This window comes from Sinomonas gamaensis, from assembly GCF_005876955.1.
GTDB lineage: Bacteria > Actinomycetota > Actinomycetes > Actinomycetales > Micrococcaceae > Sinomonas > Sinomonas gamaensis.
In genome coordinates, this window is record NZ_SSCL01000009.1 from 16,990 (window position 1) to 31,427 (window position 14,438).

Consider the following 14,438-nt stretch of genomic DNA (forward strand, 5'->3'; position numbering starts at 1 on the left):
TCACCTCTGACCGGGGCGCGCGCATCCCGGGCAACATGGACAGTTACTCTCGTAGGAGCCACAAGTGAGCGACACGATTTCCCGCCCCCGCATCCCTGTGTCAGTTCTTGTCCAAACGAAGAATGAGGAAGCCGGGATTGGACAGTGCCTTCAAGCCTTGGCAAGCTTCGGTGAGGTCGTCGTAGTCGATTCAAATAGCACTGACCGCACGGCCGCGATCGCTCAAGAACACGGGGCTCGCGTTGTGAACTTCACGTGGAACAGGCGATACCCGAAGAAGAAGCAATGGCAGCTCGAAAACGTAAACGTAGCAAACAACTGGGTATTGATGCTGGACGCTGATGAGAGGCCAAGCCCGGAACTCATCGACGAGATCCGAACAAGGCTTTCCGAATGGGACGCCACGGCAGTCGCGGTGGATATCCCTTTGACCTACGTCTTTTCTGGCCGTCATCTGGTTCACGGCCATCGCGTGGTCAAACGCGCTCTTCTCCGACCAGAACACGTCAGGTTTCCGGAAGTCGACGACTTGGAGGCTCCAGGGATAGGCGAGGTTGAGGGCCACTATCAGCCAACAGTCACAGGAACCATAGCCCAAGCAACACGCTCTATTATTCATGATGACGTAGATCCGGTGCGGACTTGGTTCGACCGCCATAACAGGTATTCGGACTGGGAAGCTTACTTGCGCACAAACCCTGCCTCACATTCCTCCGTAAGCCGGCTGAGGAGCAGACAAGGTCAAATTTTCGACCGAATACCGTTCAAGCCAATAGCCTTTTTTGTCTACAGCTACTTCATTAAACAGGGGTGGCGAGACGGGCAGGCTGGTTTCGACTATGCTTTCGCATTGAGCTTCTACTATTGGCAAATAAGATTGAAAACGCGTGAGATTTTGCGTCAACGACGAGCTGCGAACCAATGAAACTTGTACAACTTGTCAATACGCTGTCAGTGGCTGACGGCGGCCCCGCTAGAAACTCATTTGAACTGAACGTAACGCTCAATCAGATCGAGGATGTCACCGCGAGACTCTTGTGGTTCCGTGGGACGGTCGAAGAATCGGTTCTAGCATCCTATGATGGCTCCGCGGGACCGGTGCCGAAATGTCGACCTAAAAGGGTTGAGAACATTTGGCATTTAATCTCAAATATTCGTCAGGCTGATGCAGTAATAGTCCACGGATACTATCTGGGTTGGGTGTTGCCGTCTGTAGTTATTGCCGCTATCACCCGAATACCCGTCGTCATCACGCCTCACGGCTCTCTCACCAAACGACAGCAGAAATTTTCGGTGCGAAAGAAGGCATTCTTCGATGCGACCGCCGGTCGAATCATTCGCCGGTATATAAAATCGTTTGTTACCGGATCTCGCATCGAGGCAGAGCAGCTTTTAGCAAAGTTCCCTCGGTCATCGGCGGTTGCTGCCGGCGTCGGAACGCCAATTCCGGATGGAATCTCGGACGCCGGCGAGTGGAGTACACCCCCCCGCCTGCTCTTGCTGTCACGAATTACCCGAAAAAAGAGACACGATTTGGCTATAGAAGCGGTGGCAGAGCTCGTTGCGCAGGGGATTCCTGTAGAACTAGACATTGTCGGTACCGGAAGCGCCGAGGATGTGCGTAGGCTAAAGAATCAGGCGAGTGTGTGTCAGGTAACCGACTTGGTTCATTTTCACGGGCAGAAGGTGGGAGCCGCGAAGCGAGCCGCCTTCGAAAATGCCGACATCTTTATTCTGCCGAGCGAAGATGAGAACTTCGGAATCAGCGTCGCTGAAGCTTTAGCGCATGGGGTTCCCACTATCTGCAGCCGCGAGGTTGCTGCGTCGGAAGGATTGCCTTTCCTCGCGGGATCCAGACTAGTCACGACCTCACCCCAGGACTTGGCCGACGCTGTGAAGGAGCTGCTATCTCGTGACCGAGCTGAGGCGCGCAGGGTGGCACGCGCGTTCGCAGAGCAAACTTATTCTTGGGAGTCTGCGGCCTGCAAGTGGCTTGATGCGCTGGGATCGACTTGCGGTCTGAGCCTCGCTTCTGCCGACTCGGACAAGCCAAAGCTGAAGTGACCATGAATCAGCAGTCTGAACCTTTGAGACGTGGGACTAGAGACTCCCCGATTGTGGGCCGCCGATATCGGGTGAACAAGCTTCCTACAAACACATCCGGACACGGGAGCCTGCTGGGTGGTGTCGGACGAGGCGCGTTGGCGAAAGTAGCAACTCTCCCGGTGACAGCGCTCGCGTCCTTATTGTTCACATCGCTCGTGATTCATCACTCCGGATCACAAGTTTTCGGCTTTGTGATGCTGATCGCGTCTCTTTTCATGCTTGTACCTTTCGCTGATCTCGGGGTCGGAGCGAGCGTCGTCAACGCCGTTGCTGTATCGAGCAGATCCGATGCGGAGATGAGAGTCGCGCGCGCTGTGGTGAGAAAGGCGATGAAGGTCCTTTCATTATCCGCTCTATCTCTGCTCGCCGTCGGAGGTGCCGTATCTCTGGGAGGCCTATGGTCCAGGCTTCTGAACGTGCCACTTACCCCCGGATTTCAGCAGTGGATTCCTACCCTAGCCATCCTGCCATTCGCACTCGCGCTTCCCCTTAGCGTGGGGAATCGCATTCTCATCGGCGCGGGGGCCAATCACACGGCGACCGTGATTGGGGTCCTCGGCCCTGTCGGCTCATTAGCCGTGACAGCCATCCTCATTCAAGCGGACGTCGATCCGCTCGTATATTCAGTCGGCCCTTCTACTGGGGTTCTCATCAGTTCAGCTCTTGCCTATTTCCTAGGGACCAAACGTTTGAACTGGCCTCTATGGGAACGCGGCTTCGGACTGCCCCGGGTGACTCTTCGCGGCGCGGCTGTCCCAATGTTCATTATCTCTATAGCAGTTCCACTGGGTGTACAGTTGCAGCGCTACTTCGTCTCCAATCTTGCAAGTTCAGATCTTGCTCAGTACGCGTTGGCGGCCCAGCTGTATTTTCCGTGCTACAGCGTGATCTCAAACGGTTCGATCAGCCTGTGGCCAATATTTGCCTCTGACCGCAGAGCGGCCGCCGAAGCTTGGACGAAGGCGTTCGGCCTGATGGCCTCGATAGGCATATTGGCATTCGCTGGCTATGTGCTCTTCGCTCCGCTCTTGGCCAACGTCGTATCGGGAGGAAAGATTCACGTCGGCACCGGATTGCTAGTTGCCTTCGGCGCTCTGCTCCTGGTTATGGCCGCACACCAACCCGCCGGAATGTTCCTAACATGGGACGCCGCACTCCGCATCCAAGCCCTCTGCAGCGTCTTTGCGCTCGCCCTCATTGCCTGCATCAGTCTGGTGACCGTTCCCGTTTTTGGTACTCCATCTGCCGTTTGGGCCACCGTAATCGGCGTCGGACTAGCTCAGTTGGTTCCCGGAATTGCGCTCGTTCTCCGGCACATTAGGAAGGACGCACGGCGTGAAATCAGTCACAGTCTATGATCCCAACCATCTCAATCCCTACGGGAGAGAGCTCGCTCGGATCCTTTCTGGATCGGGATTCCGCATAAGACTCTGGATTTCAGAGGAACAGGTCAGCTCCATCCCGCCGTCCACCAGCGTTCAGCTTGGGCTATTGCCGGGACAAGGCCTTCACGGACTTATCGGCTTCATTCGGCGCGTCGTCCTCCCGCTGCGCCTCGCGATGAGTCGGATGCGGGATCCCTTGGTGGTTGTATGGACGAGGGACAGTTGGGACGGCTTGGTCTTCGGATTGAGAGCAATAGCCGGCGGGAAGACCGCCTTCGTCCACCACAACCCTGTCGAAGGGCGAGGGCGAAATGGCTGGGCCCGCCGCTCGCAGGAGTTCCTCGAGAAGCATGCCCGCGTCCTAGTCCATCAAGCCCGACTGGCGCCGATGGTCAGGCGGTCACGCTATCCGGTGCAAATCGTTGTTCATCCTCCGTACCGACAGATCCGAGACCTGGCCTTTCAGGACGAGATCACAGAGGCGGGAAATCGCCCGCGACTAGCGTTTGTGGGCGCCCTTAGGCGGGACAAGGGTTTCGACGATCTATCTGACGTAGCATCTATGTCCGATGCCTCCTGGGATCTTCTACTGTTGGGCCCAGCCCCCGAACACGAGCTTGAGAGCCTCTCGAAGAGGTTGGGCGACGAGAGAAAGCTCATCACCCCTGGGAGGGGCCACAGATTGAGCGACAAAGAGCTTTCCACCGCACTCCGCACGTGTCGCCTTATGATCGCCCCATATACATCTGTCACTGAAAGTGGATCGATCAACCTCGCCCTGTCAATTGGAACCCCTGTTCTCGCCTACGATTCACCAGGCACCTATGCCTTGCTAAACTCATCGAGTTTATCGAAGGATGCAGCAGGATTGGCCAGATTGATAGACAAGTTCTTGGAAAGTCCTTGGGATACTTTCAGCGTTACCTTCGAGGAACGAGAAAGATCCTCATCAGACTCCTGGAAGAAGGCACTGGAGAGCCTCGCATGATACCTACGCTCAGCATCATCACGGTCACATACAATGCTGGCCCTAATCTAGACACGACCCTAGAGTCCATCAAGGAGTTGAAACGCGCCCTTCACGATCAGGCTTGCAGTCTGGAATTTGTAGCCATTGATGGAAATTCATCGGACGACACCGTCGAAGTCCTGAGGAGGTCTGAGCTTCCCGATGTTCTGGTCACGGAACCTGACGCGGGAATCTACGACGCCATGAATAAAGGGGCGGCACTTGCTTCCGGCCACTGGATTCACTTTCTGAACGCCGGTGACTACATCATCGACATAGCTGGGTATGTCGAACTACTTTCATGCCTCCAAAAAACGGATCAGGGCGCGGAGGACGCTTGGTGGGTCTCTGGAGCACTCAACCTTGCAGGCGGCGCGGGCACTCCAACAAGGATTCCCAATACGCCTCACTCATGGTTCAATCACGTGGTCGGACTCCAGCCCCACTGCCATCAGGCCTGCTGGTTCAGACGCGACATCTTCAACGCTCTCGGCGGACACGACCTTCAACACGGTACTGCGGCCGATTACGCATTCATTGTGAAGTGCGGGATGGTTGCGCGTCCACGGATTTTCGACAAGGAACTAATCGGCTATCTCGGAGGAGGCGTATCCGAGATAGGACCGTGGAAGAATCAACTCCTCCTTCATCGCGTCAGAAGAAGTCTCTTCAATTATCGACCGGTCGCAACATCGATTGATCTGACTGCAAGCACGGCAATTGCGGTCGCAAACGCAGCGAAAATAGCTACGGGCCGCGCACTTAGGCGCGCTGGGCTGCGCTGAAACCTGTAAAAGAAACGGAAGTGACAAGCTTGGACGAGAGTCGATTCAGCCATCACATGCACTGCACTCGACTGTGGCGTGCGGCAATAGCGATGAAACGTGCCCACATTCCAGCGCTGCCCGGTTTGATGTGGTGGGTGATCAAAGCTCTCTTCGGCGCTGAACTCCCGATCTGGGAGGAAATAGCCCACGGCGTGGTGCTTCTTCACAATGGCGAAGGGGTGGTCATTCACCCCGGGACCCGCTTCGAAGGCGATGCGTTGGTGTTCCACCGAGTTACCCTGGGCAACTCGTGGGGGAGTCATGAAGGGACACCAAGCATAGGAAGGGACGTCATAATCGGAGTCGGTGCCTCCGTTCTCGGCAACGTGAGGATAGGCGAAGGGTCCATGGTTGCTGCTGGTGCTGTGGTCACGCGCGACGTGCCACCAGGCAGTCTTGCTATCGGCAACCCCGCTCAAGTCAAGCCCCTAGCTCCGAACCACGTCCGCGATCTGCTTGAGCCTCGGTCGCAGTGAGGACGACCCTTCGCGCAACTCCCACTCTTGAGTATTCCAATGAGTCGTGATCCAACTCCGTCCTCTCGAGGCCATCATTCGGGCAGCTTCAATACGTCGTCGTTGGGTTTTCTCACTTGTAGCATTGTCAAGAACTGGAAGTCTATGAGCGAGCAAGACATATCACACCGTCCACCACATCACGGGAGTTCAACTTCCCGCTCGGGTTAGGTCCAAGTTGCACCAGAGACAAGCAAACGTTCGCTAAAATCCACAGAAGTTTATTGGGCCACGTCTGGTGCTCAGAAGCGCTAATTCGAAGGAAGCTTTATTTCATCTGAAGGGACGTCAGCGGCGAGCGTTACTCGATTCACGGTCGATCTCATGATCGATCGCCCCGATCATGATCACCGATACAGATCCTGTGTCGCGATTCCCCACGTTGCTTCGCGCACAACTAGTGTCGAAAGCAGATTTCCCCATCGTAACGACGGCTAACGGGATCCAGATAGCCCAGACCTCGGTTCCGGGCGTAAAAAGGTCTGTGGGCACCTCGAGCCATCCAACCGTTATGAATACGAACACCCAGACAGATGGTGCAATGATCCCAGCTCGACCCAGGCTACTGCCCCGACCGAGCGCCACGAGGTACAACAGGACCAGTCCGGCGAGACCGACGAGGCCGCAGGTGATCAAGAAATGAACGTACATGTTGTGAGCGTGGAAGGCGCCGGAGCCGACATCGTTCTGGATCTCAGCGAGCTCCGCAAATATTTGGACGCCCTTGCCGAGCATCGGGCTGGTCGCCCACTGGTCGAGCGACCCAGCCCAGATCAGGCCCCGTCCGGTGAAGCTCTCCGCGTTCGACGTAATGACAACGAGAGCGCCCGTGATGAAAACGCTGACGTTCAGTATGTAGAGTCCGAGCGGAGAAAACGCAGCCTTCTTACCGTATTTCCGGATGCTGAGCCAAAGTATCGTCGCGAGAACACCGACGCCAGCTGCTACGAGCGATGTCCTCGACCCGCTCCAAAGAAGCGCAACAGCGACCACCGTGTAGCCCATCCACCGCCATCTACGACGCACGATAAATGCTACGAACGGGAGGCCTAGTGCCAAAGACTCGCCGAGTTGGTTAGGGTGGTACAGCGGGCCAACGAGAAGCTGGCTGCTAATGATTCCTTTGTCTACCCCTGGGGATTGCTCCATAAGTGCAGCACCGGGCATTGCGACCGCGAGCACGAGCGAAGAGATGGCAAGCAAGGACGCGAGACTTCCGATTGTCCGCAGAACCCGTTTGGGGTCATCAAGTGAACCCGCCACCACCCCAGCCACTGGGTAGATGACGCTGGTATAGCTGATTCGATGCTCCATGTATGCCGTCGCGATCGTCATTGCGACCCACGGGAGCAGATAGATGATGAGCGCGAATCCGCCCCTAAACCGACGCAGGCTGAACCCTCCCACGACCAGAGCAACGAGGATTACGGCGACCTGGAGGGCGCTCCCGAGCTGCATCGCGAGCGGGGAGGTTTCAGTCTGCAATTGAACAGAGATCTGCGTGCGTGCGTTAAGGAGGTTTTGGGCAGCCGCAGGCAGGACAGCCCATGCGAATAGGGCCACAACGAAGATCGAGCCGCGGTCGGGTTTCACGGGCATATTTCCCCCCATTCACATGAGACAAAGGACTCGGTATCCGCGCCGTCGGCGCCCAAATAGCCGAGAGGAAAGTATTTCTTCATATCAGCGCAGCGGCGGCAGGAGCCTGCCTACCGTGTCGGCCAGCACCTTCTGGCCATCCGCATTTGGTTGCACTGTGTCCGCACTGATTAGCTCAGGGTGGCCACCAAATACGGGCCCCAAATCCACGTATGTTCCCCCCACTGCTTCAACCGCCGACCTCACCGCGGGCTTCACCTCAGGAAAGCTCGTGGCTGTGTCATCAGCTGCGAGAATAGGGGATAGAGCAACGATCTTCGCGAGAGGGAGTGCCTTCCGGAGCGCTGCGAAGGTGGCTGCGATATTCCTCCCCAAGTCCGGAGTGAGCTTTGTCCCATCATTTCGGCCGCCAGACACAATCACCACGTCAGGTGACGCCTGTGCGACATCGGCGACCATTGCCGGGTAGTTTGGGCATATGTCTTGGCCGCATGCGTTCCGTCCTCCGGAGGCGTAACCCTTTAGGTAGCCGGTACCACCGCGAGCGCTATTGACAACAACCCAACCCTTGGAGACTCCGAGCAGCGTCGGCCAGGCAGCCTGACTGCCAACGCCCGAGCCAGCTGTATACGAGTCACCGATGAATGCCACCGTGAGCGGCTTCTGTGACGGCTGCGACGCGTATAACGGAGCCGGCGTGTATGAGGAAGCGGTGCGCTGAATAGCCTCTCGATCAGCGGAGGTCTTCGCGAACGCGAACGCCACACTTACGACCACCACAATAAAGAGAGCCACAAGGCCCATCAACTGTAAACGCGTCGGACGCATAAGTGTCCCCCCAATTCGAAACCCCTCTTCGGACCGATGTTAACCAACGCGCGTTCCCGGAGCCTCCGCCTCGTCAGCATCCCGCCGTTGCCAGCCCCCTGGACGTGGTTTAGGAAGGATTAGATCCAGCTTTCGGTCACAGATGTAGGCTGCAGCAATTAGAACGATCAACCCGACAATGAGTCCCGTCGGGGTGCGCGCCCCGCGCCACTGAATCAGAACGGGGTAGTGGAACACGTAGAGACCATATGAAATCGATGCGACGAACGCGGCGGGGGACCCCCCATGGGCGCCCGCACGGACGAGCCACACACCGACCGGGCTCGCACACAGCGCAATACAGGCCGATGCAAAAACAAAATGGCGAAGGGGAAGCATCGGAAAAACGCCCGGATCTCCAAGCCCAAACACAAAGACACCCAGGAGAGCCGCAATCGACAAAGCCAAAAGTGCAGCTATCACCGGAAGGGCTCCACGGATGGAAAGGGCGGAATTACCCCGAATGTCTGCGAGGTATGCTCCGCCCCACCAGACTGAGAAGTATGCGCAGACGAGCGAAAGATGATTCGGGAAGACCAGGTAGGACGCGTACCCGATCACCGACGCTGTCGCGATGATTGCTAGAGTACGACCTCGCCCGATCCGTGAATAGATGGTGATGACGAGGGGAAACATGAGATAGAAGAAGACCTCGTAAGACAGGGACCACAGGGGGCTGTTTCCAAGGAACCCGTCGACCACCACACCGGGTTTCAGCGCCGAAACATCTTGCAATGCTGCAATATTTCCAAGCAACGCCCAAATGTTGAAATCACGTACGATGGTCCCATTCAATCCGGCGATTATGATGGAGATCATCAGCGCACACATGAGTGCGGGATAGATCCTTCGGAGTCGTCGCAAGTAATACCCACGAGCGTCCGAAACTCTCCCGTGCTCTGCGTGAAAGATCAAGAACCCTGAGAGCAGGAAGAAAACAATGACGGCTTCTTGCCCGAATCGGAAGATGTTGGTCCAGGCGCCGGACCAACCGGATGTCATCACCAGATGGTGGCAAACGACGTAGATGGCAGCCAGAGCTCTCGCAGTATTAAGTGAAGCGGTTAGAGGCAGATTAAGACGCTTCATGCCGGGCGCCACGAGGGCCGTTTCCCCCATCTTTCCCCTCCCATTCCGGCCTCTCCATACCGGTCAAGGTCTGCGGCCTGTCCAACCACTCAATATCTTTTGTGAAATGAGTCGAATATCCGAGTCCAGCTGGGAGCCTACCAGTTCGTAGATCTCGTTCGATCGCTTATACGGATCCTGCAAATCGTCTTGTTCGTGGTTTTCGGGAGGAGGCGCTAACCCGCGGATTGAACGCACTCGCTCCACTAGATCCTGTGGCTCACCATCGTGACGCCGTTCTTCGTCCGACATAAAACTGAGGAGTCGCCCAAACTCATGGATAGTAAAGGTGCGCCTTGAGGCTCGCGGCATCATCTGAACAGCCGACCCGCGCTGCGCCCTGGTCGCAGTCAGCACCAGATCGGCCTCGCGGAGGTGCGCTTCGGTCAACAACCGCGATCGGTGCCCTTCTGGATTCCCTCCGTAGCGCCGGCACAACTCAGCCGCCTCTTCGGGCATTGGAAGCCCATCCATTGCAGCTAAACCTGCGCTAGACACGATTACTGGATACCCAGACATCCGCGCCCGTAGGAGTTGCTCGGCGAGCGGCGAACGGCAGAGGTTTCCTTCGCATACGAAGAGGACCCTTAGGTCTCGTCCTACCATTCCTAGCCTATAAGTCCGCGCACTCGCCGGTGCGACATTCGACGCGAGATCTTTCCCGTCGTCACTTCGTCTTGAGCGTAAACCGGACCATAGCCATACTGCTGGTAACCGTACGCGTGGGGTCCTTGTACTGGAAGCATCGTCAAGACAAACCCGAAGACTCGCGCTCCAACGTTCTCAAGGGATGTGACCGCCGCACTGAGCTGGCTTCGGTGGGTTCTGCCCGCCGCTACTACGACGATAGCCCCACCTGCCGTCTTGGTGAGCACGGCGGCGTCGGTAACAGGCAGCAGAGGCGGCGCGTCGAAGAGAACGTAGTCAAATTGGTCCTCCAACCGTTGCATGAGCGAGTGCATTGCGGCGGAGCCCAAGAGTTCGCTGGGGTTGGGCGGAATACTTCCCGCCGGAAGCACATGGAGGCCGCCTCGACCCCACTGTTGGACGGCATCCTCAATATCTGCCCGCCCAATCAACAGATCGGTGAGTCCCACGGCGCCCTCCAACCCCATGTACTGGGCCAGCTTTGGACGTCTCAGATCCGCATCGACCACGATAACCTTGTGACCCGCATTGTCTAATGCAATCGCCAGGTTTGACGCAGTGCTACTCTTGCCCTCGCTCTCCATGGCCGAGGTAATGACGAAACTACGGGATCCGTCCCCTCCGGCATCAACAAACTGCAGGTTCGTCCGCAATGTTCGGAAAGCCTCGGCGCGGGGGCTGCGCGGATCGTCATGGACGATGAGCGGCCGTTTCGGCGCCTTGGCGTCGAAGGTGATCCCCCCGAGAATTGGGGCGCTGCTGACAAGTTCCACATCGCGTTCGCTCCGGACCCGGTTGTCCAAGGCATGCCTGAGCACGGCCGCTCCCAATCCGAAAACGAGGCCCGCCGCAAGGCCAAGGACGAGGTTAATAGGAACGTTTGGCGACACAGGTGAGGAAGGGACCTCTGCCTCCATGACTCTGGTCAACTTAACCTGAGAGGCGCTAGAACCAGTGGACTCAATCTCTTGGACGACCTTCGTCAGGCTATCTGATGTCTGATTTGCAATGTTCGCAGCCATTACGGGATCAGGCGAAACGACGGAAATTTCAATGAGAGTCGTGTTCAGGGGGGCGGTTGCGGTCACGCCCTTGGCCAACTGATCCGCAGTCATCGACAGATGGAGATTCGAAATGACGGGGAGCAAGACTATCGGGGTCGTCACGAGACCGGCGTAGGTCTTCACACGCTGCTGGGTAAACGTGTTCCCTTGAACGAGGTCCTGGACGCTCCCCCCCGACTGAGTCGAGACGAATACCTGAGCCGAAGCCTTGAACTGAGGCTTCGTCAGAATGGAGAAGCCTACCGCACCCGCCACGCCAAGCAACGCCATAACGACGATCAGGATCCATCCCGCGCGTAGGATGCGAATGTAATCTCTAAGCTCCAAAAGGGCCCTCCCCCGGTGTCACACGGTTGCACTCCGTGCCCACACATATGTTGCCATAGGTCAACTTCCGTTACGGACTCTGTGGAGAACCATGGACACACTGACAGCGGCGCGCCCCCGCCATCTCCTCCTTGCTGGAGTCGGACTGCTGACCACCCTTCTGGGCGCATGGGGACTCGAGACTCTGGCTCCTCCCACCGACTCCGTCCTGTTGAACCTCGCCGCCTACGCGGTCGCTTGGGTCCCAACGATTCTGGTTCTTGTCCTCGCTTTCCGCGGACTTAGCAGGCAGGCCACGTCGGCGCTTCTCGGGCTGCGCTTCCGCCCAATCGACCTGGTCTGGGGCGTCGGGATCGGCTTCGTTGGGCGATCGGTCGACGCCGTTCTCCGACTCGCGGTGGTCGGATCAACCGGCCTCAGTCAGCAGCCGACGATTAGCGCTATCGCGGCGCCGATCGCCCAGACAGTGGCTCTCGGAATCATCGCTCCGGTGCTCATCGCGCCGGTCCTTGAGGAGGTCTACTTTCGAGGGCTCATCCAGCGCAGCGCGGCTGCCCTCCTCGAACCCCTAGGCCCGGTCACAAAGTGGACAGCCGCCGTCATCCTCACATCGCTGGCGTTCGCGCTGGTTCACGCGCTGCTGCTCATTGCGCAGCCTGAGGAAGCGATGCTCGCCGGTGTATCGACGTTCGTCTTCGCACTCTTGGCGGGAACCATGGCAGCCGCAACAAACCGCCTGGGAGGCGCCGTCGTCGGCCACGTTGTGTTCAACGGCCTTGGCGTCCTGCTGACCTGGCCCGCCTGATTACTTGACCGGAACCGATTGCCCGATGAGGCATGCGCCCGTCTCGATTGGAGCGGCCAGCTCCGTGGCGACACTCGCATCGGACCGAATGAATTGCCCAATGAGACACGAATTCTGCAGGCGTACTGAGACCGTGAGAGTCGGCGCTTGGAGCTTGGCGCTCGTCTGATCACCGCTGTGCTGCATCGCGGCCGCATCAAATCCGGCACCGATCAGCGCGTCGGTCAGAACCTTCGCCGTAACGGAGTCCGCTGACGCCGAATGAGCTGCCTTCGTCAGCTGGCCTTTGAAGAGCTGCAGGTTTGCTTCGTCGGCCCCTGATGGATCGAACCGCGCCAGAGCCGAAGCTGGCGCCGACGGAGCCTGCGTAACAGCAGCCGAGGCTGATGGGGCTGCTGCCGCGCTCGGTTTCGTGTTACCGATAGCCAACCCAGCGAGGTCCTTTGTCCCAGCAAAGATGATTACCCCGACGGATACCAGCACGAGGACGACAACGACAGCCCAAGCAACAATCCGTGGCCTACGGCGCCCGGGACGCACGGATTCAGAACTGCGCACCTCTTCCTTGACGCCACTCACGAGCCGACCCCGATCGTTCCCTGGTTATCGACGAACGTCGCTGCCACCCACGGGAAAACCCATTGGTCGAGGACGCCGAGAATCCCCACAAACAAGACGAAAAGAATCAGGATTCTCAGGACGGCGGGACCGGGAAGGAGTCTCCAGAGAGCTCGGTACACGTCAGCCGTCCTTCGCAAGAATGGGGGCCAGTTCGGCCGGCGGTACGCTGTCGAAGCCCACGAACGTCCCGTACGCCGCTACTCGCTCGAGAGGCGGGAAGATCGCCGGATAGCAGGTGGTCAGGGTGATGAAGCGATCACTCGCGGCGGTCTTCGAAACCGTGGGCACGGCGTTGAGCACGTTTACCGCGTCAGGCTGGACGAACTGGAAATTGCGGAACGTGTACGTGTACCAGCCGAGCGAAGTCTGAATATAGATCTTGTCCCCCACGCGCAGCTTGCTCAGATTGAGGAAGCTGTTGCCGTACCCAATGTCGTGAGCGGCCACGGCGAAGTTCCCCACGCCGCCCGGCATCGCGGTGCCCGTGTAATGGCCAACGCCGGCCGTGGTGCTGTTGAGCACCCGCTCGGTGTCCACGGACTCACGGAGAATGCGTCGCCAGTCGTCTCCGAGGCGTGGAATGTAGATGACGCCGATGGTGTCGGCGATTGCGGCAGGCTGCGCCATGACGGGAATTGCGGGAGCCGAGTTCGCAGCGGGCTGCTCGGAAGGCCTCAGTGAGGGCGATTGCTGCGGCACCTGCGCTTGCAACTGCTGGGTGAGCTGGCGGCTCTGCTCGGCTGCGACCTGCTGCTGGTGAATTCCTACAACCCATGGGTTGAAATACGCGTACCAGAGAATGAACAGCCCCACGATCACCGCAAAAGTGATGAGGAGTTCTCCCACAATACCCACGGCCCCGATCACTCCGGACCGCGGTCTGCCACCCCGCCTCGCCGACACAGTCCTCCCCAATAGCAGTGCCTCCCCCGGCCACTGACGAGAATACAGGGGCTTGCTCACGGTGCCCGGCTTTACCTGAGAGCGCGCGGGTAACAGCCGACCATGAGCGATGCACAAGAGATCACCGGAGCCGTCGACGACGACATGTTGGCGAACTATCTTCACAGTCACCTCATTGCGGCCTCCTCCGGAAAGCACCTCTTCGAGGAGGCGACGAAGGTCTGGTCTGGCACGCCTCATGGCCCTACGATCGAACGCCTAGCGCGTGAGATCAGCGAGGATCGCGACGAGCTCGAGCGGATCATCCAAGGCCTCGGGCTCGACCTCCCCGCCTACAAGAAGGCCGCGGCCTGGGTCGGCGCGCAAGTCTCGAAGATCGACCCACTCAACCCGGGCCACTCCCCCGGCGGCCACACGGGCCAGCTCGAACTTGAGTCGCTGATCAGCGCCGTCACGGGGAAGTCCCTCCTCTGGGAGACCCTCCTGATTCTCTCCGAGGACGACGTGCGGCTCGATGCCTTCCAGATGGAACACCTGCACGACCGCGCCCTCAAGCAGGTCCAGGACCTCTCCGACGTGATGCGATCGACGGCCCGGGGACGCTTCCACCCGGCCTCCGCCAAGAACGGCTAGC

Annotated in this window: 15 protein-coding genes; 8 read left to right on the plus strand and 7 right to left on the minus strand. The window is 58.3% G+C overall.

Going from position 1 to position 14,438, the window contains the following annotated elements; all coding sequences use genetic code 11:
* Nucleotides 1-64 precede the first annotated feature (64 nt).
* From E5679_RS12765 to E5679_RS12790, 6 genes are all read left to right on the plus strand, one after another.
* The gene (locus tag E5679_RS12765) at nt 65-925 is read left to right on the plus strand and encodes a glycosyltransferase family 2 protein (protein WP_249336111.1); all 861 of its coding nucleotides are present in this window, start codon (nt 65-67) and stop codon (nt 923-925) included.
* 29 nt (nt 926-954) lie between these two features.
* Nucleotides 955-2,064: a glycosyltransferase gene (locus E5679_RS12770; RefSeq protein ID WP_171042371.1), complete on the plus strand. Its 1,110-nt coding sequence runs from the start codon at nt 955-957 to the stop codon at nt 2,062-2,064.
* Nucleotides 2,065-2,225: 161 nt separating this feature from the next.
* The gene (locus E5679_RS12775) at nt 2,226-3,464 is read left to right on the plus strand and encodes an MATE family efflux transporter (RefSeq protein ID WP_138416439.1); all 1,239 of its coding nucleotides are present in this window, start codon (nt 2,226-2,228) and stop codon (nt 3,462-3,464) included.
* A complete protein-coding gene (locus E5679_RS12780) occupies nt 3,442-4,479 on the plus strand; it encodes a glycosyltransferase (RefSeq protein WP_138416442.1) in 1,038 nt (345 codons plus the stop codon). The genes E5679_RS12775 and E5679_RS12780 overlap by 23 nt, the downstream gene beginning before the upstream one ends.
* Complete coding sequence (locus E5679_RS12785; RefSeq protein ID WP_138416443.1) at nt 4,476-5,285, plus strand: glycosyltransferase; 810 nt, start codon at nt 4,476-4,478, stop codon at nt 5,283-5,285. Before E5679_RS12780 ends, E5679_RS12785 begins: the two co-directional genes overlap by 4 nt.
* Nucleotides 5,286-5,305: 20 nt before the next feature.
* Entirely contained in the window at nt 5,306-5,803 is a 498-nt protein-coding gene (locus E5679_RS12790) for a serine O-acetyltransferase (RefSeq protein ID WP_138416445.1), read from the plus strand.
* 327 nt (nt 5,804-6,130) lie between these two features.
* Here the strand turns inward: E5679_RS12790 and E5679_RS12795 are convergent, their stop codons facing one another.
* The 5 genes from E5679_RS12795 to E5679_RS12815 form a co-directional block, all read right to left on the minus strand.
* Nucleotides 6,131-7,441, minus strand: coding sequence for an O-antigen ligase family protein (locus E5679_RS12795; RefSeq protein ID WP_171042372.1), 1,311 nt, complete (start codon nt 7,439-7,441; stop codon nt 6,131-6,133).
* Between the two features lie 84 nt (nt 7,442-7,525).
* Nucleotides 7,526-8,269: an SGNH/GDSL hydrolase family protein gene (locus E5679_RS21590; RefSeq protein ID WP_138416449.1), complete on the minus strand. Its 744-nt coding sequence runs from the start codon at nt 8,267-8,269 to the stop codon at nt 7,526-7,528.
* 39 nt (nt 8,270-8,308) lie between these two features.
* Nucleotides 8,309-9,427, minus strand: coding sequence for an acyltransferase family protein (locus E5679_RS12805; RefSeq protein ID WP_138416451.1), 1,119 nt, complete (start codon nt 9,425-9,427; stop codon nt 8,309-8,311).
* 33 nt (nt 9,428-9,460) lie between these two features.
* Nucleotides 9,461-10,042 (minus strand): arsenate reductase/protein-tyrosine-phosphatase family protein, encoded by a 582-nt coding sequence (locus tag E5679_RS21595; RefSeq protein ID WP_138416453.1) that lies wholly within the window; start codon nt 10,040-10,042, stop codon nt 9,461-9,463.
* Nucleotides 10,043-10,044: 2 nt separating this feature from the next.
* The gene (locus E5679_RS12815; RefSeq protein ID WP_138416455.1) at nt 10,045-11,475 is read right to left on the minus strand and encodes a tyrosine-protein kinase domain-containing protein; all 1,431 of its coding nucleotides are present in this window, start codon (nt 11,473-11,475) and stop codon (nt 10,045-10,047) included.
* A 91-nt stretch (nt 11,476-11,566) separates the two neighbouring features.
* Between E5679_RS12815 and E5679_RS12820 the strand changes: the two genes are divergently transcribed.
* Nucleotides 11,567-12,280 (plus strand): CPBP family intramembrane glutamic endopeptidase, encoded by a 714-nt coding sequence (locus E5679_RS12820; RefSeq protein ID WP_138416457.1) that lies wholly within the window; start codon nt 11,567-11,569, stop codon nt 12,278-12,280.
* On the opposite strand, the gene E5679_RS21600 is transcribed toward E5679_RS12820, so the two are convergent.
* On the minus strand, nt 12,281-12,859 hold the full coding sequence (locus tag E5679_RS21600; RefSeq protein WP_420821072.1) for a DUF6993 domain-containing protein: 579 nt from the start codon (nt 12,857-12,859) through the stop codon (nt 12,281-12,283). It lies immediately after the preceding gene.
* 162 nt (nt 12,860-13,021) lie between these two features.
* Nucleotides 13,022-13,756: a class E sortase gene (locus tag E5679_RS12825; protein ID WP_171042374.1), complete on the minus strand. Its 735-nt coding sequence runs from the start codon at nt 13,754-13,756 to the stop codon at nt 13,022-13,024.
* Between the two features lie 150 nt (nt 13,757-13,906).
* On the opposite strand from E5679_RS12825, the gene E5679_RS12830 reads away from it, so the two are divergent.
* On the plus strand, nt 13,907-14,437 hold the full coding sequence (locus E5679_RS12830; protein ID WP_171042375.1) for a hypothetical protein: 531 nt from the start codon (nt 13,907-13,909) through the stop codon (nt 14,435-14,437).
* The last annotated feature ends 1 nt before the right edge of the window (nt 14,438 follow it).